The organism is Bacillus sp. FSL W7-1354, from assembly GCF_038002405.1.
Classification (GTDB): Bacteria; Bacillota; Bacilli; order Bacillales; family Bacillaceae; genus Bacillus; species Bacillus paralicheniformis.
In genome coordinates, this window is sequence record NZ_JBBOCL010000001.1 from 2391447 (window position 1) to 2414103 (window position 22657).

General features: G+C 46.3%; 26 protein-coding genes and 1 pseudogene. 7 read left to right on the forward strand and 20 right to left on the reverse strand.

Annotated features, from left to right (window positions below; translation table 11 throughout):
* Positions 1-10: 10 nt before the first annotated feature.
* The 4 genes from essB to MKZ04_RS12235 form a co-directional block, all read right to left on the reverse strand.
* Positions 11-1336 carry a type VII secretion protein EssB gene (gene essB, locus MKZ04_RS12220; RefSeq protein WP_026580063.1) on the reverse strand — a complete coding sequence of 442 codons (1326 nt, stop codon included), beginning with the start codon at positions 1334-1336 and terminating at the stop codon, positions 11-13.
* 14 nt (positions 1337-1350) lie between these two features.
* Positions 1351-1590 (reverse strand): EsaB/YukD family protein, encoded by a 240-nt coding sequence (locus MKZ04_RS12225; protein ID WP_020452810.1) that lies wholly within the window; start codon positions 1588-1590, stop codon positions 1351-1353.
* 80 nt (positions 1591-1670) lie between these two features.
* Positions 1671-1967 (reverse strand): WXG100 family type VII secretion target, encoded by a 297-nt coding sequence (locus MKZ04_RS12230; protein ID WP_003184900.1) that lies wholly within the window; start codon positions 1965-1967, stop codon positions 1671-1673.
* Positions 1968-2300: 333 nt separating this feature from the next.
* Positions 2301-3710 (reverse strand): alanine/glycine:cation symporter family protein, encoded by a 1410-nt coding sequence (locus tag MKZ04_RS12235; protein WP_023856169.1) that lies wholly within the window; start codon positions 3708-3710, stop codon positions 2301-2303.
* Positions 3711-3892: 182 nt separating this feature from the next.
* Between MKZ04_RS12235 and MKZ04_RS12240 the strand changes: the two genes are divergently transcribed.
* Both MKZ04_RS12240 and ald read left to right on the forward strand, forming a co-directional pair.
* The gene (locus tag MKZ04_RS12240) at positions 3893-5131 is read left to right on the forward strand and encodes a PucR family transcriptional regulator (protein WP_020452812.1); all 1239 of its coding nucleotides are present in this window, start codon (positions 3893-3895) and stop codon (positions 5129-5131) included.
* Positions 5132-5241: 110 nt separating this feature from the next.
* Positions 5242-6381, forward strand: coding sequence for an alanine dehydrogenase (gene ald / locus MKZ04_RS12245; RefSeq protein WP_105981201.1), 1140 nt, complete (start codon positions 5242-5244; stop codon positions 6379-6381).
* A 52-nt stretch (positions 6382-6433) separates the two neighbouring features.
* On the opposite strand, the gene MKZ04_RS12250 is transcribed toward ald, so the two are convergent.
* Positions 6434-6676, reverse strand: a complete 243-nt coding sequence (locus MKZ04_RS12250) for a hypothetical protein (RefSeq protein WP_026580065.1) — start codon at positions 6674-6676, stop codon at positions 6434-6436.
* Between the two features lie 14 nt (positions 6677-6690).
* Positions 6691-7284 carry a sulfite oxidase-like oxidoreductase gene (locus MKZ04_RS12255; protein WP_026580066.1) on the reverse strand — a complete coding sequence of 198 codons (594 nt, stop codon included), beginning with the start codon at positions 7282-7284 and terminating at the stop codon, positions 6691-6693.
* A 103-nt stretch (positions 7285-7387) separates the two neighbouring features.
* On the opposite strand from MKZ04_RS12255, the gene MKZ04_RS12260 reads away from it, so the two are divergent.
* Complete coding sequence (locus MKZ04_RS12260; protein ID WP_020452815.1) at positions 7388-7984, forward strand: biotin transporter BioY; 597 nt, start codon at positions 7388-7390, stop codon at positions 7982-7984.
* A gap of 78 nt (positions 7985-8062) precedes the next feature.
* Here the strand turns inward: MKZ04_RS12260 and MKZ04_RS12265 are convergent, their stop codons facing one another.
* Together MKZ04_RS12265 and MKZ04_RS12270 are read right to left on the reverse strand one after the other, a co-directional pair.
* Entirely contained in the window at positions 8063-9391 is a 1329-nt protein-coding gene (locus MKZ04_RS12265; RefSeq protein ID WP_020452816.1) for a Na+/H+ antiporter family protein, read from the reverse strand.
* Positions 9392-9542: 151 nt separating this feature from the next.
* Positions 9543-11033 carry a leucyl aminopeptidase gene (locus tag MKZ04_RS12270; protein ID WP_020452817.1) on the reverse strand — a complete coding sequence of 497 codons (1491 nt, stop codon included), beginning with the start codon at positions 11031-11033 and terminating at the stop codon, positions 9543-9545.
* A 165-nt stretch (positions 11034-11198) separates the two neighbouring features.
* Between MKZ04_RS12270 and MKZ04_RS12275 the strand changes: the two genes are divergently transcribed.
* Positions 11199-11675, forward strand: coding sequence for a divergent PAP2 family protein (locus tag MKZ04_RS12275; RefSeq protein ID WP_003184918.1), 477 nt, complete (start codon positions 11199-11201; stop codon positions 11673-11675).
* Positions 11676-11718: 43 nt separating this feature from the next.
* Here the strand turns inward: MKZ04_RS12275 and MKZ04_RS12280 are convergent, their stop codons facing one another.
* The 4 genes from MKZ04_RS12280 to MKZ04_RS12295 form a co-directional block, all read right to left on the reverse strand.
* Positions 11719-12384 carry a 3D domain-containing protein gene (locus MKZ04_RS12280; protein WP_023856175.1) on the reverse strand — a complete coding sequence of 222 codons (666 nt, stop codon included), beginning with the start codon at positions 12382-12384 and terminating at the stop codon, positions 11719-11721.
* A 133-nt stretch (positions 12385-12517) separates the two neighbouring features.
* The gene (locus MKZ04_RS12285) at positions 12518-12838 is read right to left on the reverse strand and encodes a YuiB family protein (protein ID WP_011198260.1); all 321 of its coding nucleotides are present in this window, start codon (positions 12836-12838) and stop codon (positions 12518-12520) included.
* A 74-nt stretch (positions 12839-12912) separates the two neighbouring features.
* Entirely contained in the window at positions 12913-13041 is a 129-nt protein-coding gene (locus MKZ04_RS12290) for a YuiA family protein (protein ID WP_023856176.1), read from the reverse strand.
* A gap of 189 nt (positions 13042-13230) precedes the next feature.
* Positions 13231-14448 carry an NAD(P)/FAD-dependent oxidoreductase gene (locus MKZ04_RS12295; RefSeq protein WP_026580067.1) on the reverse strand — a complete coding sequence of 406 codons (1218 nt, stop codon included), beginning with the start codon at positions 14446-14448 and terminating at the stop codon, positions 13231-13233.
* Between the two features lie 357 nt (positions 14449-14805).
* Here MKZ04_RS12295 and yumC point away from each other — a divergent pair, with 357 nt between their 5' ends.
* Positions 14806-15804 carry a ferredoxin--NADP reductase 2 gene (yumC, locus tag MKZ04_RS12300; protein WP_020452821.1) on the forward strand — a complete coding sequence of 333 codons (999 nt, stop codon included), beginning with the start codon at positions 14806-14808 and terminating at the stop codon, positions 15802-15804.
* A 34-nt stretch (positions 15805-15838) separates the two neighbouring features.
* Here yumC and MKZ04_RS12305 read toward each other — a convergent pair whose 3' ends face one another.
* A complete protein-coding gene (locus MKZ04_RS12305) occupies positions 15839-16039 on the reverse strand; it encodes a hypothetical protein (protein WP_020452822.1) in 201 nt (66 codons plus the stop codon).
* 142 nt (positions 16040-16181) lie between these two features.
* On the opposite strand from MKZ04_RS12305, the gene MKZ04_RS12310 reads away from it, so the two are divergent.
* Positions 16182-16406 (forward strand): cold-shock protein, encoded by a 225-nt coding sequence (locus tag MKZ04_RS12310; protein ID WP_020452823.1) that lies wholly within the window; start codon positions 16182-16184, stop codon positions 16404-16406.
* Positions 16407-16510: 104 nt separating this feature from the next.
* On the opposite strand, the gene MKZ04_RS12315 is transcribed toward MKZ04_RS12310, so the two are convergent.
* The 4 genes and pseudogenes from MKZ04_RS12315 to MKZ04_RS12330 form a co-directional block, all read right to left on the reverse strand.
* The gene (locus tag MKZ04_RS12315; protein WP_020452824.1) at positions 16511-16990 is read right to left on the reverse strand and encodes a GNAT family N-acetyltransferase; all 480 of its coding nucleotides are present in this window, start codon (positions 16988-16990) and stop codon (positions 16511-16513) included.
* A gap of 102 nt (positions 16991-17092) precedes the next feature.
* Positions 17093-17185: pseudogene (locus MKZ04_RS12320) on the reverse strand (iron-sulfur cluster assembly accessory protein); the annotation flags it as partial.
* Positions 17186-17384: 199 nt separating this feature from the next.
* Entirely contained in the window at positions 17385-17729 is a 345-nt protein-coding gene (locus tag MKZ04_RS12325) for a hypothetical protein (protein ID WP_065643450.1), read from the reverse strand.
* Between the two features lie 248 nt (positions 17730-17977).
* Positions 17978-20929, reverse strand: a complete 2952-nt coding sequence (locus MKZ04_RS12330) for a phage tail tape measure protein (RefSeq protein WP_341045986.1) — start codon at positions 20927-20929, stop codon at positions 17978-17980.
* On the opposite strand from MKZ04_RS12330, the gene MKZ04_RS12335 reads away from it, so the two are divergent.
* On the forward strand, positions 20923-21255 hold the full coding sequence (locus tag MKZ04_RS12335) for a hypothetical protein (protein WP_341045987.1): 333 nt from the start codon (positions 20923-20925) through the stop codon (positions 21253-21255). The genes MKZ04_RS12330 and MKZ04_RS12335 overlap by 7 nt on opposite strands.
* On the opposite strand, the gene MKZ04_RS12340 is transcribed toward MKZ04_RS12335, so the two are convergent.
* Genes MKZ04_RS12340 through MKZ04_RS12350 form a run of 3 tightly spaced genes read right to left on the reverse strand, consistent with a single transcriptional unit; the run spans position 21245 to position 22593 of the window.
* Complete coding sequence (locus MKZ04_RS12340; protein WP_341045988.1) at positions 21245-21583, reverse strand: hypothetical protein; 339 nt, start codon at positions 21581-21583, stop codon at positions 21245-21247. The two genes, MKZ04_RS12335 and MKZ04_RS12340, sit on opposite strands and share 11 nt — an antisense overlap.
* Positions 21584-21642: 59 nt before the next feature.
* Positions 21643-22269, reverse strand: a complete 627-nt coding sequence (locus tag MKZ04_RS12345) for a hypothetical protein (RefSeq protein ID WP_096748295.1) — start codon at positions 22267-22269, stop codon at positions 21643-21645.
* 12 nt (positions 22270-22281) lie between these two features.
* Positions 22282-22593: a hypothetical protein gene (locus MKZ04_RS12350; RefSeq protein WP_341045989.1), complete on the reverse strand. Its 312-nt coding sequence runs from the start codon at positions 22591-22593 to the stop codon at positions 22282-22284.
* Positions 22594-22657: the final 64 nt, after the last annotated feature.

Genomic DNA, 22657 nt, shown 5'->3' on the forward strand with positions numbered 1-22657 from the left:
GTTTTCGCTTTTATTTATCATCTTTTTTCTTTTTGTCTTCCTTTTCTTTATTTTCTTTTTTCGCCTGCTCTTGCTCGGCTTTCTCCTTTTCAGCCTTTGCGGCTTCTACGTCCGCCTGGCTTTGCTCGGTGTTTGCCTGCTGGTTTTCATCAGTATTCTTCTGCTCTTTTTTATTTTGTTCCAATGTCTTATATAATTCGTCAAATTCCTTTTGCAGCGGCTCCAGGAGCTTTTCTCTCTCATCGCTCGACATTTGGTCATCCGCTTTTATTTCACTCATATATTTTGTGATTGCGTAGATAATTTGAAGGTCGTTTTCCAGTTTCCTGCCTGTCTCAAGAGCCCCCTTATTATCCCCCCGTCCGATCTGAATCCAGTAAAGGAAATTATTCGGATCGACTTGGAGCGTCAGGCTTTTTAAAGCATCTTCCTGCCAGTCCAATTCCTTCAATGCGCTCTCAACAAGCACATACGAATAAGCCAGCTGATATTGAACAGAATCAGGCATCTCGCCGGCATCATATTTATCAAGCGTACTGATGACTTTGCTGTACTGTTTATTTAAGAAGTAGCGGTTGCTTTCGATAAACGCCTGCTGTTTCGGTTGTGCAAAGAATAATGAGTAGAAGGAAAATAAAACAGCCGGTATTAAGCATAAAATAAGTCCTAACCCTATGTACCTTTGAATCTTCCATTTCTTTTTCGGAAGATGGACAAGCGTTTTTTCTTCGGCATCCAGTTCATCGATCTTCTTTTGAATGACGGCTTTCAAATCGCCGTACGTCCCGCTTGTGATGATGTCTTTTACCTGGTCTGAAAACTTGATGGTTTCGCTGTATTTTAAATACTCTTCAAAAGTAAACTGCCCATCGACAGCAAGCGCAGCGGCGGCTTTCACTTCATTGAAAAGTCTTTCTTCGTCGTGTTCATATGGCGGAATGCTTTCTTTCACTCCATAATGTAAAAATTTAGGTGTTAATCCTTTGTCAAAAACAATATTTTCAGGCGCAGCGATCAGGTGCAGCCTTTTAATTGAATGTTCTTCGACGGCTTTCACGAGCTGGTACGCAAAAAGCCATTTGCTTTTTTTATTTTTTCCTTTTATATAACGAAATTCTTTATATTCGGAAGGAGGCTGAATCAAAATTTGGACTTCATCATCGGTCATGACGGTTTCTTTATTAAAGGAAGGATCGACTTCTTTGATGACGTTTGCTTCCAAGCCGTTCACAAGATTGATCTTTTCTCTTTGAAAACGAAAGATATATGAACCGTCTTCTTTCGTCATGACGGCCTCTAATTGGTCTTCGAGATACGTTTTCTTTTTCTCTGCCATTCACCCAGATCCTTTCATAAAATTTCCAGGCGGTCACCTGTCGTAATTCCGCATTGCGATAATGTATATTCGCCTGAAAAAACGGCATCTTTATTTGTCACCCTTACCCAGTAGCCTTCCCGGGGAGGTACCGGTATGCTTTTGGCTTGCCACGCGATGTCGATTACCTTTTTAACAGAATGGTAATCTGACAGTCTGAGGTCAAAGGCGCTGCCGTCGTAATGTTTTAAATCGATGGTAATGTCAACATACACCAGTTCATCACCTCTCAATAGAAAAAGCGCCGTCATCTTCTTTTGAATTAGGCGCTTCTCTCATTCTTCTAATCTGTAAATTAGCCGCGGATTTGGCTAGCGATGTCTTGGTCAGTGCTTTCAAGAGTGTTAGCAGTCTGATGAAGTTGTTTAGAAACGTCGCTTAGAAGTTCAGCCATTTTAATAAAAGAAGGTCTTAGCTCTTGATATTGCTCTGAGAACGCACGGCTTGATTCACCTTCCCACATATCTTGAAGCTGGTTGATCATTTGATCAAGGCGCTGATTGACCTGTTCAGTCACATCTCCGCTTTCTTTTTGATATCTGTCAGCCATTTGCCGCAATTCAGCCGGCGTAACACGAATGATTCCTGACATATTCCTTATACCTCCTGCGCTATTCGCCCTAGATATGGGCTAAATAACTTATTTTTTTGAACGCTTTTATTATAAAAACAAGATTGAGGCACAGTCAAACAAATCTGTTGTTATTTTACAAAATGAGTCTAAAGGTTTATCATTCCTCTATTTCCACCCAGCAAAAATTATAGAAATCTAGTAAAATTATCTCAATTTTCTTCTCTCGTAACATTTGAATCAAATGGCATGGTTCTGTGTACCCACTTGGGTCTGAACCGTTTCCATAGGATAAAGGAAGGATTGCATAAGCGCAAAAAAAGCCCGCCTCTAAGAGAGGCAGGCTTGTCTCGATCAGCCCGCTTTCAAGCCGGCTGATTTTTGTTTTTCCTTATTATAATGGTGCAAAAAGAAATCGTCAGTTTCCGCCCGAATGACTTTCCATAAGAGCACAAGGGCGATTAAGTTCGGGATCATCATTAATGCGTTCGCCATGTCGGCAAAAGCCCATACAGTATTGAGGCTTGCGACTGCACCGTAATATGCAGCGATGACATAAACGACACGGTAAACCGGCACCCATTTTAAACCAACTAAATATTCCAGACATTTTTCTCCATATACATACCAACCGACAATGGTTGAATAGCCGAAGAAAATAACTGAAAACGTCACGATGTATTTACCCGCGGCTCCGAGCGAAGAAGCAAACGCGGCGTTTGTCAGCGCGCCGGCGTCAAGCGATGTATCGTGGGCAACACCAGAAAGCAGACCGCCTGAAGGATCCCAAAATCCCGTAATAATGAGGACGAGCCCGGTCATTGTACATACGATCAATGTGACGATGAATGTTCCCGTCATCGCAACCAAAGCAGCCTTGACGGGGTGATCGGATTTCGCGTTTCCTGCGATCAAAGCAGCGGTACCAAGACCCGCTTCATTTGAAAAGATTCCTTTCGACATGCCGTTTCTGATCGCCTCAGACACGACTACACCTGTAAAGCCCCCAGCGGCTGACACCGGATTGAAGGCGTGATAAAAAATCAGCTGGAACGCCGGAATGATTTGATCATAATGAAGGAAAATAATGATCAGTGAGCCGCCGATATAAAGAATCGCCATGACCGGCACGAAAATGCTCGCCACCGTGCTGACACGCTGAAAACCGCCGAAGATGATCGCGGCTGTCAATATCGCGAGCACAAGACCGATGATCCAGCCTGGAATTCCGAAGCTGTGTGTGACGACTTCCGAAATCGTGTTGGACTGGACGGAATCCCCGATTCCAAAAGAGGCAAGCACACCTGACAATGCAAATAAAACGGCAAGCGGCTTCCACTTCTTCCCGAGCCCTTTTTCGACATAGTACATCGGTCCGCCCGAATATTCGCCCCGCTCATTTTTGACGCGGTATTTCGTGGCGAGCAATGCTTCGCTGTATTTCGTAGCCATCCCTAAAAGACCGACGAGCCACATCCAAAACAAAGCCCCCGGACCTCCAACCGTAATCGCCGTGGCTACACCGGCAATATTCCCGTTTCCGATCGTTCCGGCAAGCGTCGTCATCAGCGCCTTGAAATTGCTGACATCACCGTCTGCTCCGGCTGATTCTTTCTCTTTCCCGAATGCAAGTTTGAATGCATATATCAATCTTTTAAATTGAAGCCCCCGTAGGATGAACGTCAAAAATAAACCGGTTCCCACAAGCAGAATGATGCCCGGGACTCCCCATAAAAAGCCGTTGATTTTCTCTAGAATCGCCAATGTTCCTACTCCTCTTATTTCAGAATAATTAAATTTGGTGTAATACATCGCTACGTTTATGAAAAATAATAAATCGTCAGCGACTTTTTTGTTGATTTTAACAAACAACTATATTCATAATAAAAGTAAGATGGGTATATGTCAAAATTTTTTCATGCAAACATAAAAGTAGGGGTTTTTTTATGAACAATCGAAACAATCCTTTTAAATATCAATATGACCGTTTAGAAGATGTGGCAGATCATATCAGCGAGGTGCTGGACTGTCCGATTACAATAGAAGACATCAACCACCGTCTCCTTGCTTACAGCACCCACAGCGACTACACGGACCCGGCGAGAACGTCAACGATCATCGGAAGACGCGTGCCGGAAAAGGTCATCAACAAGCTTTGGAAAGATGGAACGATTCCCGCCTTGATGAAAACCGACGAACCGATCAGGGTCGAGCAAATCGATGAAGTCGGCTTGTCGAGCCGCGTGGCGATATCAATCTGGAAAAACAGCGAGGTTATCGGTTTTATCTGGGCGCTGGAAAGCCAAAAAACGCTGTCGGAAGACGAGCTTCATCTTTTGAAGCTGGCTGCGGATTCCGTCAAAAACAAGCTGCTGCCTTATCAAGTCCGAAAAAGAAAAAATGAACAGCGCAGCCAGGAATTTTTCTGGAAGCTCTTGACCGGGCATATTTCGGAAGATCAGGAGATCTCCGACGGCTTTCATCAGCTTGGTATCGGGGTACCTTCAACTTACTCGGTCATCATCATCCGGCTGAAAGACGAAATCGAAGAAAAAACCGAAAAACAGCTCCACTACTTGCTGGAGACGACGCAGCAGGTGCAAATTCTTCTGGCTACAATCGATTATAATGAGCTGATTGTCCTCGCTTCGCCAAAAACGGGGCAAAAGGGACAGCCGTTCAATGATTTAAAGCAATTTGCCGCGAATATACAAAAGCAGCTTGAAGAGCGCTATAAACTGAACAACTGCACGATTGCGATCGGCGGAATGTACAGCTTGATCACCCTTGTACACCAGTCCTATCAGGAAGCGCTCTCGGCGCTGAAGGTCAAGGAGCGTTTTCCCGAAGAAACAAGGCAGCTCGTCAGCTTTTCAGAACTCGGCATCTATCAGTATCTCGACGTGCTCAGCGAAAAACGGAAACACGCAAGCTATCCAAACTATTCTTTAATGCAGCTTGAAGCATATGACAAGGAGCACCACTCCAACCTTGTCGAGACGCTTGAGCAGTTTATCGAATGCGACAGCAACGTCAACACCGCCGCCAAAAAGCTGAACATTCACGTCAACACGCTGAACTACAGGCTGAAGCGCATCAGTAAAATCGCCGAAATCGATTTAAAAAACATCAATGAAAAATTTACGATTTATCTGGAAATCAAGCTTCGCAACATGCATTTGTGAAATTCCACAAATGCATGTTTTTTTATTTTTCGATTCAAACAAAGAAAATTCTAAAAAGTCAGTATAAACTAAAACAACAGCATTTTTACAGAAAAAGGAGGAATGATGGGATGATTATCGGCGTACCGAAGGAAATCAAAAACAATGAAAACCGTGTTGCCTTGACTCCCGGTGCAGCTTCTCAACTGATCGCGGCAGGACACCGCGTCATCATCGAAAAAGACGCGGGGGCTGGAAGCGGGTTTGAAAATGAAGATTACGTCTCAGTGGGAGCGGAGATCTCAGAACAGGCGAAAGCCGTCTGGGAAGCAGCTGATATGGTGATGAAAGTCAAAGAGCCGCTTCCTGAAGAATATCCGTATTTTAGAGAAGGGCTTATCTTGTTCACTTATCTGCATCTGGCCGCAGAGCCTTCCCTGGCTGAAGCATTAAAGCAAAAAGGCGTGACAGCCATTGCCTATGAAACGGTCAGCGACGGCCGCTCCCTTCCTTTACTGACGCCGATGTCAGAGGTAGCCGGGCGGATGGCCGCTCAAATCGGCGCCCAGTTCCTTGAAAAGCCGAAAGGCGGAAAAGGCATACTATTGGCCGGGGTACCAGGAGTCGCGCGCGGGAAAGTGACGATTATCGGCGGAGGCGTTGTCGGCACAAATGCGGCAAAAATCGCGGCGGGTCTGGGAGCCGACGTGACGATGATCGATTTAAGCGCGGAACGTCTGCGCCAGCTTGATGATCAATTCGGCAACCAAATCAAAACTTTGATGTCCAATCCGGTCAACATCGCTGATGCCGTCGCTGAAGCCGATCTCCTCATCTGCGCGGTGCTGATCCCGGGTGCCAAAGCGCCGACTTTGGTGACGGAAGAGATGGTCAAACAGATGAAACCGGGCTCGGTGATCGTTGACGTCGCAATCGATCAAGGCGGCATCGTCGAGACGGTGGATCACATCACAACCCACGACAATCCGACCTATGTCAAACACGGAATCGTCCATTACGCCGTTGCCAACATGCCCGGGGCAGTTCCGCGGACATCCACAGTCGCACTAACGAATGTAACGGTTCCGTACGCGCTTGAAATCGCAAATAAGGGCGCGGAAAAAGCGATACTTGAAAACCGTGCGCTAAAAGCCGGCGTAAACACAGCAAACGGCCATATCACTTATGAAGCCGTAGCCAGAGACTTAAACTATGATTACGTTCCGGCAGAGCTTGCGATCGAAAATTCGTCGTCAGCCACCGGTGCATAGCATCAAAAAGACAGAGCCCCGGGAAACAGCTCCGAGACTCTGTCTTTTTCTTTTATTCCGTTTTCCGCCGATCCTGAATCAATTTTGCGGTAATCACAGAAACAGGGATCACCGCAAACAGAACGATTCTCCACAGCGTCCTGTCTGAGGCATCGCCGGCTGCGGCAAACAGCGGCAAAATCGCCGCTGCTGTCAGCGCTAATAAAACAGCAAAAGCCTTTTTCTTGAATGATGCGATCAAAAGCCAAAAACATACGGTCAGCATGCAAAATATGAGCAGCTGTACGAAAAACATTTCATCCTCCCCCGTTAATCAAAGCTGTACCTTTCTTCTTTCCAAGGATTTCCCCTCATATGGTACCCGTTTTTCTCCCAAAAGCCCGGATGGTTTTCCTTTGTAAACTGAATGCCCCTCAGCCATTTGGCGCTTTTCCAAAAATACAGATGCGGCATGACCGCTCTGAGCGGAAAACCGTGCTCCGGTGTGAGCGGGACGCCGTTGTGGGAATGAGCCAAAAGAGACGAATCCTTTAAAAAGTCTTCGAGCGGAACATTCGTCGTCCAGCCTTCCTCTGCATGCAAGATGACAAATTTGGCTTCGGGAAGCGGCTTTACTCTTTCAGCGATCTCCTTTGTTTTGATCCCTTCCCAGACATTATCGAGCCTGGACCAGCCTGTTACACAATGAATATCATTGGACACTTCGCTCTGCGGCATGTCATGCAGATCATTCAAAGACAGCAGGAGCGGCTGTTCGACAAGTCCGTAGACTTGCAAATTCCATTTTGAGAGGTCTTTGTATTCCGGAACATCGCCTGCATGAAGAACAGGAAAAGATGTCGTGACATTTTGGTTTGGAGGCACCCTGTCGGACTTGTGCGGTTTTGTTTTTCCAAAAAACACGAAAGAACCCCCTTTGTTAACTTTGTTTAAAAAGTGGTTGACAAACTATTTTACGATCTCTTACGATAAGGTTGTGTTGAATCACTGAGGAGGAACAAAGATCATGAATAAAAAGAAACTTCGCGCCGCTGATATGGCGCTTGTCGGAATGTTTGCCGCCCTCATGGGGATCGGCGCTAATATCACTTCGTTTGCCCCGTTTCTGCAAATCGGCGGTATTCCGCTTACGATGCAGCCTTTCTTCTGTCTGCTTGCCGGGCTTCTGCTCGGCCGCAAATTAGGTGCGCTATCCATGATCGTTTATGCGTTAGTCGGCTTTGTAGGCGCTCCTGTATTCGCTTCTTTTTCAGGCGGTATTTCCGTTCTTTTCAAAGGAAGCGCCGGATTTATTCTATCCTACATTCCTGCCGCATATGCCGCGGGCTGGATCACGGACAAAGTATCAGAACCGAGAACTGGCCACTTTTTCACAGCTTCATTGATCGGTACACTAATCATTTATCTGATTGGCGTCAATTATACGTATCTCGCGTTTTCAACTTGGCTCAATACACCGTTGTCTTATTCAGCCGTTTGGAAGATGATGACCTGGTTCTTCGTGAAAGACTTGGCATTCTCCGTTCTGCTCGCCGCGCTCGCCTCAAAGGTTTTCCGGGCGGTTCAAAAAGGCGCAGGCTTCAGAAGAAACCCGACCTATTAATTAAGAGCAGGCGGTGCGGTTCTCTTTTTATTTTAACAAACATAGAAAAAAATTCCCCTCAAAGTGAGGGGAATTTTTTTAAAGAACAATCGCCGCGATCCAGCCAAACAAAATCAGCGGAATATTATAAAAGATGAATGTCGGAACACAAGTATCCCAAATGTGGTGGTGCTGTCCGTCTGCATTTAAGCCTGATGTCGGGCCAAGCGTGCTGTCGCTCGCAGGTGAACCGGCGTCTCCGAGAGCCGCCGCCGTCCCGATAATGGCGATGGTCGCCATCGGACTGAAGCCAAGCTGCATGCAAAGCGGCACAAATATCGTTGCGATAATCGGAATCGTCGCAAATGATGAACCGATCCCCATTGTGATCAATAAACCGACAATCAGCATCAGCAATGCGCCGATCACTTGATTATTGCTGATGAAACCTGTTGACGCTTCAACAAGGGCTTTGACATCGCCCGTTTTCTCAAGCACATTGGCAAAACCGGCGGCGGCCAGCATCACAAATCCGATAAACGCCATCATGTTCATGCCGTTTGTGATCAATTCGTCCGCTTCGCCTCGCTTCATCGCTCCGCTTAAAAACAAGACCGCCAAACCGCTGAGCGCCCCGAAGATCATTCCGTCGACGTCTAAACTCTGAGACAAATAAAGCTGTACGCTTAGTGATACAGCGATGGCCAAAGCGGCAATCGAAAGGCTTTTTTTCGTATAGACCGCCGATTTTTGACCGGCGATTTCCTTCATTTCGTACGTTCGCGGTTTGCGGTACACAAAAGCAGCAGCAGCCAAACCGGCAATCATCCCGACAATCGGAATGATCATGGCGATTGGAATATCAGCCAATGTGACCGAAAGGCCGGCGTCTTTCATATTGTCTTTCAGAATCCCCTGGAAAATCTGACCGAAGCCGACGGGAAGCAAAATATACGGAGCTGTCAATCCGAATGTCATCGCACACGCAATCAGGCGGCGATCCACTTGCAGCTCATTCAAAATTTTCAATAACGGCGGAATTAAAACAGGGATAAATGCGATATGAACCGGAACGACATTTTGAGACATACAAGAAATAATTAAAATCACGAAGACGATCAGCGCTTTTGAAAGGGTTTTGCGCCTTGTATCGCCTTCTTTTCCGATCAGCTTAACGGCAGCTTCAACCATGGCATCCGGAAGACCCGTTTTCGTCAAAGCGACTGCAAAAGCGCCAAGGAGCGCGTAGCTGACGGCGACGGTTGCGTTCCCTCCGAGTCCTTCCGTAAATACGCTGACCGTCTGGCCGAGACCGAGCTCGCCCGTCAGACCGCCGGCAAGAGCGCCCACAATCAAGGATAGAACGACATTGACCCGCAGCAGGCTTAATATAAGCATCACAATAACAGCAATCACAACTGCATTCATATTTGAAACCTCCGAACAAACGCTTTAGTTTGCTAATGTAGTAGATAATTAAAGTAATGAACGTATATTACCACATGTTTTATGAATGCGTCAATGAGGCTCCTCTGTATTTTTCATAAAAAAATCCCCTTCTGTCAAAGGGGATAAAAGCCTACAATTGATCCGAAAACCGCTCGACAAACGTGACAAGCGTCCTTACCATCACGCCCGTTCCGCCTTTCGGTCCAAAGCATGAACTTTGAGATGTCGTTGCCGTTCCGGCGATGTCAAGGTGAACCCATGGCGTCCGCTCGGCGAATTCACCGAGGAACGTTCCGGCCATAATCGCATGGCCTTCCCTGCCCGGTGAATTGTTAAGGTCGGCCATTTGGCTGTTTTTTACTCTTTTTTTGTCTTTTTCTGTAATCGGAAGCTGCCAAATCGCTTCTCCCGCTTCTTCAGCCGCCTGTCTCACCTGCTGATAAAGCGGATCATGATTTGTCATCGCGCCTGTCGTTTCCGTTCCCAGAGCTACAACGACACCTCCGGTCAGTGTCGCGACATCGATCAACACGGAGGCTCCGTGGTGCTTTGCATATGTCAGTCCGTCAGCGAGCGCCAGCCTTCCTTCGGCGTCCGTATTCAAGATCTCAATCGTCTTGCCGCTCAAGGAAACGATAACATCGTCCGGCTTCATTGCGCTTCCCGAAATCATGTTATCAGTCGATGGGATCACGGCAAGCACGTTTTGTTCCGGCCTTAATTCACCGATCGCTTCCATCGCTCCCAAAACGCTGGCGGCTCCGCCCATATCTGACTTCATGCCGACAATGCCGCTCTTCGTCTTAATCGAATAGCCCCCGGTATCAAACGTGATCCCTTTGCCGACTAAACCGATGACATCATCCCATGCTTCCTTTCCCTGATATTTTAAGACGATCATTTTCGGTGGCTCTTCTGATCCTTGGTTGACCGCGAGGAGACCGCCCATCCCGAGCTCTTCCATTTCAGCCTTTTCGAGAATTTCACATTCAAATTCGTATTTTGCTGCCAATTCAGCGGCGTATGACGCGAGATCCGCCGCTGTCAGCATGTTCCCCGGCATGTTCACGAGGGTTCTCGCCGAATTCGTCGCATTTCCGTACACCTGCCCGACATGCAGACTCGCCTGAATTTCCTTCAGGTCATGGTCTGTCAAAACATAGACGCTTTGCAGGCATTGATCAGGTACATTTGCTCTGTGCTTGTAATCCTGCACTTCATAGCATGACAGCATGCACGATTCAGCCAATGCATGCGCGGCGTCAGCGGCTGGTACCTCTTCAGATACGAAGCTGTCGAGCATGACGGTTAACTCCTGCTTTCGATCTTTGTGAATCTGCTGAACAGCTTCGGCAAAGCACTGTTTCGCATCCTCGAAGGTAAATTCCGCTTCACGGCCCAATCCGACGATATAGATGCGTTTGACTCCCTGAAGGGAAGGGGTAAATATTTTAGACACTTTCGTTTTTTTGGAAGATACATCCCCGTCTTTCAGCAGCTGAGAAAGCTGGCCGTCCAAAAGGCGGTCGATTTCTTCCGCCTTCCCGTACAGCTGGCTTTTTTTAAACAGTCCGATTAAAAGCGTTTCTTTTTTTTCGAAGTCTTTAAAGGCATAAAACATGCGTTCACAGCTCCTTATCAGCAAAGTGAGTAAAATTGAAACAACAATGTTATAATAGGAAAAACATTTTTTCCCGATGGGGTTTCATATTATATATTTTAGCAAATAACTGAGTGCTTTTTTGAATTCATCTCTATTTTCTTTATAGAAAGGATGTTCTGCAAAATGGAAATCCTCACAAACTTTCCTTTACTGGCGAGCTTTGCCGCGATCTTTTTCGCTCAGTTTATCAAGGTGCCCATTTACTTTGTCGTCTCGAAAAAATGGGATTGGCGGCTCGTCACAAGCACTGGCGGAATGCCGAGCTCACACTCAGCAGCCGTTACGGCGCTTTCAACCGGCGTGGCTCTTGATCACGGGATGGATTCTTCTTTGTTCGCCGTTTCCGCAATATTTGCCGTTATTACGATGTTTGATGCAACCGGAGTGAGAAGACATGCCGGAGAACAAGCAACAGTGATCAACCGGCTTGTCCGCGATTTTAACCGCTTTGTCAACGAAGCGAAAGATTTCCCTAAAAGCCATCAGGAAGAAAAACAGAAGAAGCTGAAGGAACTGCTCGGCCATCAGCCGATTGAAGTGTTTTTCGGCGGTTTGACCGGCATTGCCCTGACGCTGCTTCTCGATTACTTATTGATGTAGAGCAAAAAAACGTTTAAGACGCACAGGTCTTAAACGTTTTTTCTTATTCTTTCGCCATTTTATATTTTTGTCTGAATACTTGCATCGATTTATTTTCATTCAGTTTCAGGAGATCCTCTTCGGTAATGGTGCCGTTTCCTTTTTTAATGACATACACATCAAGTGTTTTTTTGCCCCACTCTTTATAAACATCTTCAACCGTCTCATAGTACAAATCAAGCCGGTTCCCTTTGATGGCTGATCCGGTGTCCGCAACAACGCCATAGCCGTAGTCCGGTATGAACAATATCGTGCCGATCGGAAAGACCGACGGGTCGGCAGCAACGGTTGAATATAAATCTCTTTTAACTTTGACTCCCGAATATGTAATCCCGTAATCTGGATGATGAGGCTGTTTTCCCGTCGATTCCGCCCCTGCTGTATATCCGGTCGCGGTGACTTTTTGCTTCGGATACTTGGTCCAGTCAAAGGCATCTTCAAGCGATTTCGGTTTGTTTTTAATTTGTTCTGCGGCAGACAGAGACGTTTTTTCCGCTTTTTCTTTCGGAAGTGATTTAAAGGTGAGCATCAGCTGTTTCAAGGACAGATCGCGTTCTTTCGCCCAGCTGGATATGTCCTGTGCTTCCACGCCTGAAACGGCAAAGAAGGTCGTCATAAAAGCAAAGACAAACAAAACTGTCATCAAGAAACGCCGGAACATTGTCATCACTTTTCTCAAATCTTCCACTCCTCTCACCATCTAGTTGTTTCCAAGCGGAAACAGAAATATTCAGATGGCGGAAAAATTTTAAGAAAAGTGAAAAAATTAAATTCAAAAAACCCTCTCCCTTGAAGAAGAAGGCTTAAAACATTTGATATCCCCTTTTTCGCAACGCTTTAATCGTAACACCCGACAACAGGGCTCCGGCCATTCCGCTGGCTAAAATGATGATATCGGCAGCTGCCAATGAAGCCACTCTGTCAAAAAGGCCGGAAAATGCCTCTCCCGGCGCCTCTACATAGCGAATCAGCTTTTCTTTATTCACAATGAAAAGGCATACAATTGGATAAATGACAGCCATGATCCATGACATCCTGAGCAGCATATTCAGCAGAAAACCGATGCCGAAAAACAGGACGAAAAATAAGACAACTGAAATGATGACAACTGGTAAACTAATCAAAGCCTCCACCCCCAATTCACCTCTTTTAGTGTACATTGGGGAAGGAACTTGAGTCAATCATTGGAAAGCGGCGATCAGCGGTCTTTTCCCGTTCCCTTGCAGTTGTTGCACGTTTCCGAACCACCGAGCAGAAGCTGAAAATAGCCTTTTCCCGAACAAAATGGACAGGTTGATTCAAGGCGATGGGTTGATGTCGTCTTCATTAGCTACTCACCTTTTTCTTAATTTTCTGATAATATATCATGAACATTGTCAATAATAAAGTCAGAAAATATAACAGATCATTTGATGTAAGCGCTTAAAAGCTAAGCTTTCTTCCTTTTTCTTTCGTTTTTGAAGTTTTTAACCCCGAATAAAAAGCCCGCAGCTTCCGCTGCAGGCTTCGATTCCGCTTAGAAAAATTTAAACTTTCCTTTTTTCAGAACAAGTCCCGGCCCGCCGATCAGGAACAGCGAGCGGTTGTCGATGATTTTTTTCATCATGGACGCCGTCGTTCCCGTCATCTTTCTCCCGAATGCGACGCCGATTGCATCATGTTCGCCGAGAGAAGCGACAGAGCCTTTATTATCGAATGAGAACGTTTCCGTTTCTTTGCCGTGAATCAGTGCGGCCAAATTGTTTGCGCACGTTTCGCCCTGCTGCATGGAAATCTGCGCAGTCGGCGGATAAGGCCTTTCGGTTTCTTCATTTATGATCAGCGAGCAGTCTCCGATTACAAATATATCATCATGGCCTTCAACGCGCAGATCAGGCTTTACCTTCACACGGCCGCGCATGTTTTCAAAGCCTGATTCTTCTATGATCGGGTTGCCGCGGACACCTGCGGCCCATACGACAGTGCCTGCTTTGATTTCTTCGGTCTGATCGTCTTTTCCACAGATGATTCCGTCAGGCGTGCATTCTTTCACCGCCGTGCCGATTTTGAATTCAACGCCTTTTCCTTCAAGGTAGTTGACCGCATAATCGACAAGCTCAGGATCAAAGCCCGGGAGAACGGACGGCGCGGCTTCCACGCATATTAAACGAACCTGCTGGCGGTCGATATCGTATTCGCGGCATAGCTCAGGAATGCGGTTGCCCAATTCGCCCAAAAATTCAATGCCGGTAAAACCCGCTCCTCCGACAACGATCGTCAGGCGTTCCGGGCGCTTCTCGGCTTCTGTGTTATACGTCGCAAACTGATATTCAATGTGCTCGCGAAGCTGCCGGGACGAGTTGATGTTTGAAATGGAGAAAGCATACTCTTTCAATCCAGAAATTCCGAAAGTTTCAGGGACGGCCCCCAGCGCTACGACAAGATAGTCGTAACTAAGCTCGCCGGTTTCAAGGACGACTTTCTTTCCTTCTTTATCGATTTTCTTTACCGTATCCTGAACGAAATTGACACGGGATGTATTGATGACGTCTTTAATCTGATAGCGGCATCTGTCATGATGAAGCGTACCTGCGCTCGCTTCGTGCATCCAGGTTGTCTCATAATGATAATTGTGCTTGTTGACAAGCGTAACATCCGCTTCATTGACGCCGATTTTTTTAACAAGTCTCGTAACGGTCATTAATCCACCATAACCTGCACCTAATACTACTACTTTTGGCTTATTCAACGGAATCACATCCACCTTTTCTGTATTTTACTGCTAAGCCGGATTAAAAATAGCCTTTGGGTTATCTTCTGCCGGCTTCAGGCTTTTTATGAAAAAAAGTTTGTGAAACCCTTCACTTTAATTTGCCGAACAACGGAATGTTTTTCGGCTGTGCGTCGAAAAATATTCACGAATCTTTAACAAAATGTTCACAACTACATCATAGCCGCTCGCTTTTGCTTTTTCAAGGTTAAATATGCTCGGGCGGCAGACTTTAGATCAGACGGTAATATTTTCCGATCTTAAAAAAACAGACGCGCTCGTATTTATTTTATGTGATATGATATAATTAAGAACAATTTTCATTTAGGGGGCATTATTTTCATGCGTGAAGACTCAAAAGTATATGACATTACAATTATCGGGGGCGGCCCTGTCGGCTTGTTTACCGCATTTTACGGCGGAATGCGGCAAGCGAGCGTCAAAATTATCGAAAGCCTGCCGCAGCTAGGCGGTCAGCTGTCCGCTTTGTATCCCGAAAAATACATATACGATGTAGCCGGGTTCCCTAAAATCCGCGCTCAGGAGCTGGTCGACAATTTAAAAGAGCAAATGGCGAAATTTGATCAGACCGTTTGTCTGGAACAAGCCGTCGAAAGCGTTGAAAAACAAGCAGACGGCATTTTCAAGCTCGTCACCAACAAAGAAATCCACTATTCTAAAACGGTGATTATTACAGCCGGAAACGGAGCATTCCAGCCGAGAAAGCTCGAGCTTGAATCTGCGGCACAATACGAGAATGCAAACCTTCATTACTTTATAGATGATCTGAATCAATTTGCGGGCAAACGCGTTGCGGTGTTGGGCGGCGGCGACTCTGCCGTCGACTGGGCGCTCATGCTGGAACCGATCGCTAAAGAGGTGTCAATTATTCATCGCCGCGATAAATTCCGCGCACATGAACACAGCGTCGAAAACCTGCACAATTCAAAAGTCAATGTGCTGACACCGTTTGTTCCGACCGAACTGATCGGCGCCGAGCGGATTGAACAGATCGTCATCGAGGAAGTGAAAGGCGAGAGAAAAGAAATCATCGAAGTCGACGATGTGATCGTCAACTTCGGCTTTGTTTCATCTCTCGGACCAATCAAAAACTGGGGGCTTGAAATCGAGAAAAATTCGATCGTCGTCAAGTCCACAATGGAAACGAACATCGAGGGATTCTATGCAGCCGGCGACATCTGCACATACGAAGGAAAAGTCAAGCTGATTGCCAGCGGATTTGGAGAAGCACCGACCGCTGTCAACAATGCAAAAGCTTACATGGATCCTAAAGCGCGCGTGCAGCCGCTGCACTCTACAAGCATGTTTGAAAACAAATAAAAATGAAAAGGAGCCTGACACCGGCTCCTTTTCATTATATGATATTCAAATATGAGAAGATCGTTCCCAAAATCAGCACAATCGTTAAGATACCGACCACTCCCGCCGCAGTCAAGACAATCCGGTCCGTAATTTTCTGTGCTTTTGGAAGCGGTTTTTCGCAGCCGCATGCTTCACAGACTTTTGAATCGTAAGGCGTAAGCCCGCCGCAGCTTCTGCAGTTGATTTTTTCCATGGTTGAACCCCTTTTCTTTACTGGGCTTGGACTCTAAATAAACCTGTCCAGTATAGAATAACAAATTGACGAATAGAATGTCTTAAGATTCACAAAATATTCTTAAATGAACTCCAAAAAACCCTTGTTAGGAAGTGACGATATGTCTTACTACAACAATCGCAATCAAGAGCCTTTGCCAAAGGAAGATATCAGTACGTGGGAATGTACCGCTGAGGACTGCAACGGATGGATGAGAAAAAATTTCACGAGCAGCGATCGCCCTCTATGCCCTCTGTGCAACAAGGAAATGGTAAGCGGAAGCCGCTATATCACCTCAATCACCAACAACACGAGCAATCTCAACCGAATCTTTAACCAGAAATAAACACGATTGTTCCGGAAGCCCCGTTGCAAAAACCTTGCTCAGCACTTGAGCGGGGTGGCTGCATTGCTTCCTTCCGGCATTTCCCGAGCGATGCGGAAAACAGATTATGTTAAATCTTTTACCAAAAGAATCTCATCCCGAATCGGTATGCCGTTATCAGCGGCAAAGGGAATTTCAGGCTTTACTTTTCTTGCTTCTTCAACTGCGTTTACATACAGCTCGGCCATTGTATAGCCTCTCTTTTGATAAAACATAAACGCCCGCATATTATCGTTCGTCGTGATCAGTTTAATCGATTGACACTGTTTTCGCTTTGCAGCACGTTCCACTTCGTTTAAAAGGAGTGAGCCGATCCCTTTGTTTTCGGCAATACTGTCCAAGGAGACGACTTCACATTCGTTTCCGGCGATGAAGTACGTAATCAGGCCTTTTATATCGCCTTTTTCATCTGTCACAGCGAATCCTTCCAATTCATCGCAGCGGAATGTTCCGTGTGAATTGACCATGTCCGGACTTCCCCAATGCTTATGAAAAAACGCGGTAACGTCCGCTTTTGACAAGCCGAGCGTTGATACGAGTTTCATTTCTTTCCCCCCAGATCATAATAAAACGCCTTTTCGTCACGATGATGCATCGCAATGAAAGGCGTTTTTCTCATTCCATATCGTTGACCTGATGCCAATATGTCAGCACTCTTCAGGCTTCCCTGCATTCACTGCGGTTCTGAATGATGATCCGCAGCCGCATGAAGCGATGGCATTTGGATTATCGATGGTGAATTGTCGATATTCCCAAATGTAGACCAAACGGTAACTTATCGCTCACTGAACCGATTTTCATACTCGTTTATTTTTTCGTTCTTACGTATTTAACGCATCGTGCATTGTTAACGTTATTATAAACGGTTCAGGTAATTCGGACAAGCGTTTTATTTCGAAAAAAAGCGCCACATCCGACGAAGGACAGGGCGTACGGCAGTTAGATTGCGTCTTTCTGCTTTTCAGTTTTTTCGCTTCTAATCCAGTCTATTGCGATATTTTGCTTACATTTGCTGCATGTGGCATTATGCTTACCGTACAAGGCAATGTTCTTTTCGAACCCGCAACGAGGGCATTTAAACCTTTCGCCTCCCGAAAACGCAGCTACAATTAAAAATAAAGAAAAGCTTCCGAGACCAAGTCCTGGTAAAATACCGATTATAGTAATCATAAGAATCGCGCTGATTAATAAAAGTATTATGCCACTGATTGCCGAAAAAATACGAGGGACTAGTCGGCCGACTGTCATTCGCCTTCTCAAAACCTCAACTCGAACAAAATCCATCCACCTAACCTCCACTCATGATATAGTAAAATTATACTCTGCCGGAAACCCTTTCCGCAATCCGGTTTTATGTATACGAACACCTACGAATTTATACGCAGGCGCCCGCTAAAAGTACCGTTATCTCTCAACCTGCTCCGTTTCATTGCGAGGCGAAGGAGATGACGGATTAAATTCACGCGTTGTAATTCCGATCTTTTCTAAGTCGTAAACAGTGCCACTTAACGTTGTGATAATCGTATTCAACCTCAATCACCTCGCATGTAGTTTTGTATCGTAATCTTTTGCCCTTGTTCAGCGCTTACCGCGTTTTCAGTCATACGTCCTAACTCATCGCTATCAACTACGAGAACATTTTCGACAATGATCGGTTGCTGTTGTTTCTGCGAATCTAAGCCGGCCGTCATAGACGCTTCAAAGGAGCGCCTGATACTACGTACTCCTCCCGTATTCAAAGCAACGGCAGGGTCGTACGAATACCCACTCATATCGACCATAGCTGCGTTTGCCATTTCGTCGGCTGCCGCTCTTACTGCGCCGATATTTCGTTCAATACCGACCGCAAGACCCATCGGCAGGAATTTACCGATTTCATCGCGGAATACACGTGACGGCGAGTGGATTCCGAGCAGCGACTTAAAGTTGCCCGTAAGGCTGTCTACGAATCCACCAACTTTTTGGCCAATCCAATCTTTCATGGAATTTATTCCGTCCCAAAGCCCCCGGATCAAGTCGGCCCCCGCCTTGAATAGCTCCTCTTTATTATCCAAAATGGTCTGACCAAGCTTTACGACGAGTTCAAGACCCATCTGTAATAGTTGAGGTAAGATTTGAATTATGCCATCAATTAAAGCCAAGAGGATCCTTATCCCTGCCTCGATAATCCTTGGCAAATTTTGAATCAGAGCCCCCGCAAGAGCAACGATCAATTTGAGAGCTGCTTCAATGAGGGTAGGCAACATCTTGATAATGCCGTCAATTAAGGCTAGTAAAAGTTTTATCCCTGCATCAATAATTTTCGGTAGATTCTCTATCAATGCGGTAGCAACAGCGACGATCAGATAAATAGCCATTTCTATGAGTTGCGGAAGAATGCTTATAATCCCGTCAATCAAACTAGTCAGGATTTTAATTCCCGCTTCGATAATTGTTGGTAGATTTTGTATTATGGTTTGGATTAGCATGGTGATTAATTGAATTGTTGCCTCCACCAACATCGGGAGCGCTTGGATCAGCCCACTTATCAAGGAAGTTAAAATCTGGATCCCGGCCTCGATAATCGTAGGTAACAATGTGACAACAGTATTGATCAATGTTGACAAAACTGTCGTAGCTGCTTCGATAATTGTCGGTAGCGCGCTGACTATCCCCTCGATCAAGGAAGTGAGGATCATCACTCCGGCTGCAAGGATTACCGGTATCATCGTAGTAATCGTCTGAATAATCGTATCAACGACCTGGGTCACTTTCTCAACAATATTCGGTAATGCTTGCGTAAATCCCTCAAGTAATCCGGTTATCATCTCAAGTCCAGCCTGTAAAATACGAGGCAGATTTGCCGTGACTCCGTTAACTAACGAATTGACAATCTCGGTCGCTTTTTCGAGAATAGTCGGCATGTTCTGTTCTATGCCTTGCGCAATTGCCGGCAAGAATTTCGAACCCGCAACGATCAGACCGGGTATGCCCCCGACCAATATTCCGATAATATTCGGGATGAATTCCGCTATCCCTGAATAATCTCCATTGAATGCGTCTGTGATTGCCTTCTTTAAGTCATCAAATCCGCTACGTATTGATGCGAGTCCCTTTACGATTACATTCGCGACCGATTGTGGCAGCAAATTGTGAAGCGCGATTGATCCTTGCGTGAAGTCCCCGGTCAATGTTTCCGCTATGCCTTTAAATAGTGAAGATATCGTTTTAAGGACCGGAGTAACCTTCTGGCCGGCTATGGTAGTGAATTCCGACGCTTTCTTTTTAATAGTATCGAAGTGTTTGTACGTTAAATAAATCGCAGCTCCTAGCGCAGTCAGTCCGGCAATGACCGCTGCTGATGCTCCGACAATCGGTAAAAGCGCTGGAGCTAACTTCAAGGCGAACAGCTTCATCAATGCGAAGCCCTCAACAATTCCCGGAATCATTCCGACAAAAAATAGAAACGGACCTATTAATACCGCTGCTACTGCTAATAAGGCACTAAGTGCCGCTACTGCGCTCTTAACCGGCTGCGGAAGTGAGTTGAACGTGTCTACTAGGAACTGAAGCGCCTTCACAATTAATTTAAGCGCAGGCAACAACGCAGTTCCGATTGCGATTGCCGCACCTTCTAGCGCAGATTTCAAATAAGTGAGCTGGCCCTTGAGGTTTTCTAATTGCTTCTTCGCGATTTCCTCCGCAGTCCCGCCGCTGTTTTCGAGCTCTTTCGTAAATGCTTCGATCTTTCCTTGTCCGGCATCCATCAACGCTAACATAGCCGAGGATGCTTCGACTCCTGAAATCCTCGAAATTGCCGCAAGACGATCGGCCTCGCCCATGTCCTTTGTCGCTTCCGCCAGTTCTCCGATAATTTGCGCCAATGGCTTCATGTTGCCTTTCGCATCTTCTACCGTGACGCCTAGATCGTGTAGTTCTTCTCGTGCAGCTTTCGGCGGTCCAGCTAAACGCGTCAGCATCCGACGAAGTGACGTACCGGCTTGCGTTCCCTGAATACCGGCGTTTCCGAGCAACCCGGCCGCAGCCGCTACTGATTCAAGCGACTGTCCCGACGCGTGTGCAATCGGCGCGACATATTTCATCGTATAGCCAAGCATCTCTAAGTCCGTATTCGAGTTCGTAAATGCTTTCGTTAATACATCCGCAACTCTAGCCGTCTCTTTCGCCTGCAATCCGAATCCGGATAGGATATTCGATGTGATATCCGCTGTTGTGGCGAGATCTGTCTGACCCGCCGCGGCTGTCGCCAATAGACCCGGCATAGCTGCGATAATTTCATTCGTCTTATAACCGGCCATCGCAAGGAACTGCATACCCTCGGCAGCCTGAGTCGCTGTAAATGCGGTAGTCGCTCCGAGGTGTTCCGCTGTCTGCGTCATAGATTCGAGCTGCTTTCCTGTCGCACCACTTAGCGCCCCGACCCGGCTCATTGCCGATTCGAAGTCCGCCGTTGTCTTGACGACTGAACCTAGCCCAAGTGTCATTATGCCGCCAAAAACGGAAGCAGCTGTTCCGGTCGCTTTTAACGCCGCTCGCTTTGTTCATCGATTCCATAATTGATTGTCCGGAACGGCTGGCCGTCTGTGCCGACCGACTTGTTCTCGTTAGCCCTTCCGAAGCGACTGCCGCCGCACCCGCAACACCGGCCATTGACGAAGACATTCTCGTCGAGGACGTCGTCATCGCGTTAGACATAAGTGAAGTAGATGCACGGATCGACGCCATCGAAGTCCCGAGCCGCGACATCGTAGACGAAAACCGGTCAACCGCCGTAATAGTAAAGCGTATATTACGATCGCTCACTCGTTAACCTCCTTTCTGGCTATTTCACTAAAGAGGCGGACGACTTTTGCCTCTAAGCGCTTAGCCTCAGAGGTTTCTCTGCGGCATAGGTAGTCGAATCCTTTGCCGAGCGTTTCAAGATACTCGATATACAGATCGACATGCTCCTGATCGCTTCCGGAAAATACCATGCGTTTTAGTTTGCGCGCGTTACGATTTGCTAGATTCCTAGCACGTTTCGCTTCTCTTAAAAACGCTGGCCCATAGCTCATCTTTTCAATTTTTGGGTTAATTTCTTTTTCGAATTTTTCGTTTACTTTCATCATTATCGAGTTTGCTTCGTGCAGACTGTTCATTTTTCCAATCCCCTTTTCTATAAATAAAAAAGGCACCTCAACCAGAGATGCCTTTATCCTTATTCGAGTCTCCCACGTTCCCATGCCCGCTTTACTTCATCCCAAAAAATTCCGTATTTATTTGAACCATTATCGCGATAAGTATAAATTGGATGATGAATTGATAGGCCCGGTTCATTTTGCTGCGCAATGTGGTCGGGTACTTCTATCTCCTGTACAAGGTCATAATATTTTTTCTGACCGTCGGTAATTAAAAGGTCATAGTACGACTTGGCCGCCTCAAGATATTCTCGCTTCGCCTTTGCAATACGTTTCAGCACCTTTTCCTCATTAGCGTCTCTGTTTGCTCGAATTTCATCTCGGGCCATCTCTAAAATTTCAAGTTTAAGGCTGCTTGTTTTACCACTATTCAATCCGAAAACGACATTCTCGCGCTCTTTAGCCCCGTTTAACTCTAGCTGTAACTCGGCAACCCTCCGACGTGCTTCTCTTTCTTTCGTCCTGTTCGCATCAGAAGGAGTGTCCGCCAGTTCCGCAATAGCTGCCTTTAGGTCGGCCTCAGCTTCCGTCAATTCATCCGCCACTTTTGCATTATGCCCGCGAATTTTCTCCGAGCTGCTTGTCGCCTTTTCTTCTAGCTCCTTCAATTCCGTTATTTTTTCCTGTAGCTGCTTAGAAAATTTCATCTAACCGTCTCCTTATCGAATGATTTTTTGAGAATTAAAAAAGAGATCGCGAACTATCTGCCATCTCCCTTTGACCATCTTATTTTGTTCGAGTGAATCTAACGCATTGTCCAATGTTGATACTTCCTGCCATGTCGCGTCATCGCCGCTGAAATCCGCAGAGGCCAGTTCGTGGGATGCGAACCGTTTTAGCATCCTGTTTGTCGTCTGACATAATACCAGGTGCAACGGCTCATCGATCCCCATTGTTTCAAAGACGACCGGTTGTAACAAAGGATGGTCGACGATTACCTTTAGCGATATTACACCCTCGATCTTAGACACCGATCTCAGTGCCCTTTGAAGCGCGATATGCCCACAGTAAGACATGTCGTTACGTCGTTTCCCT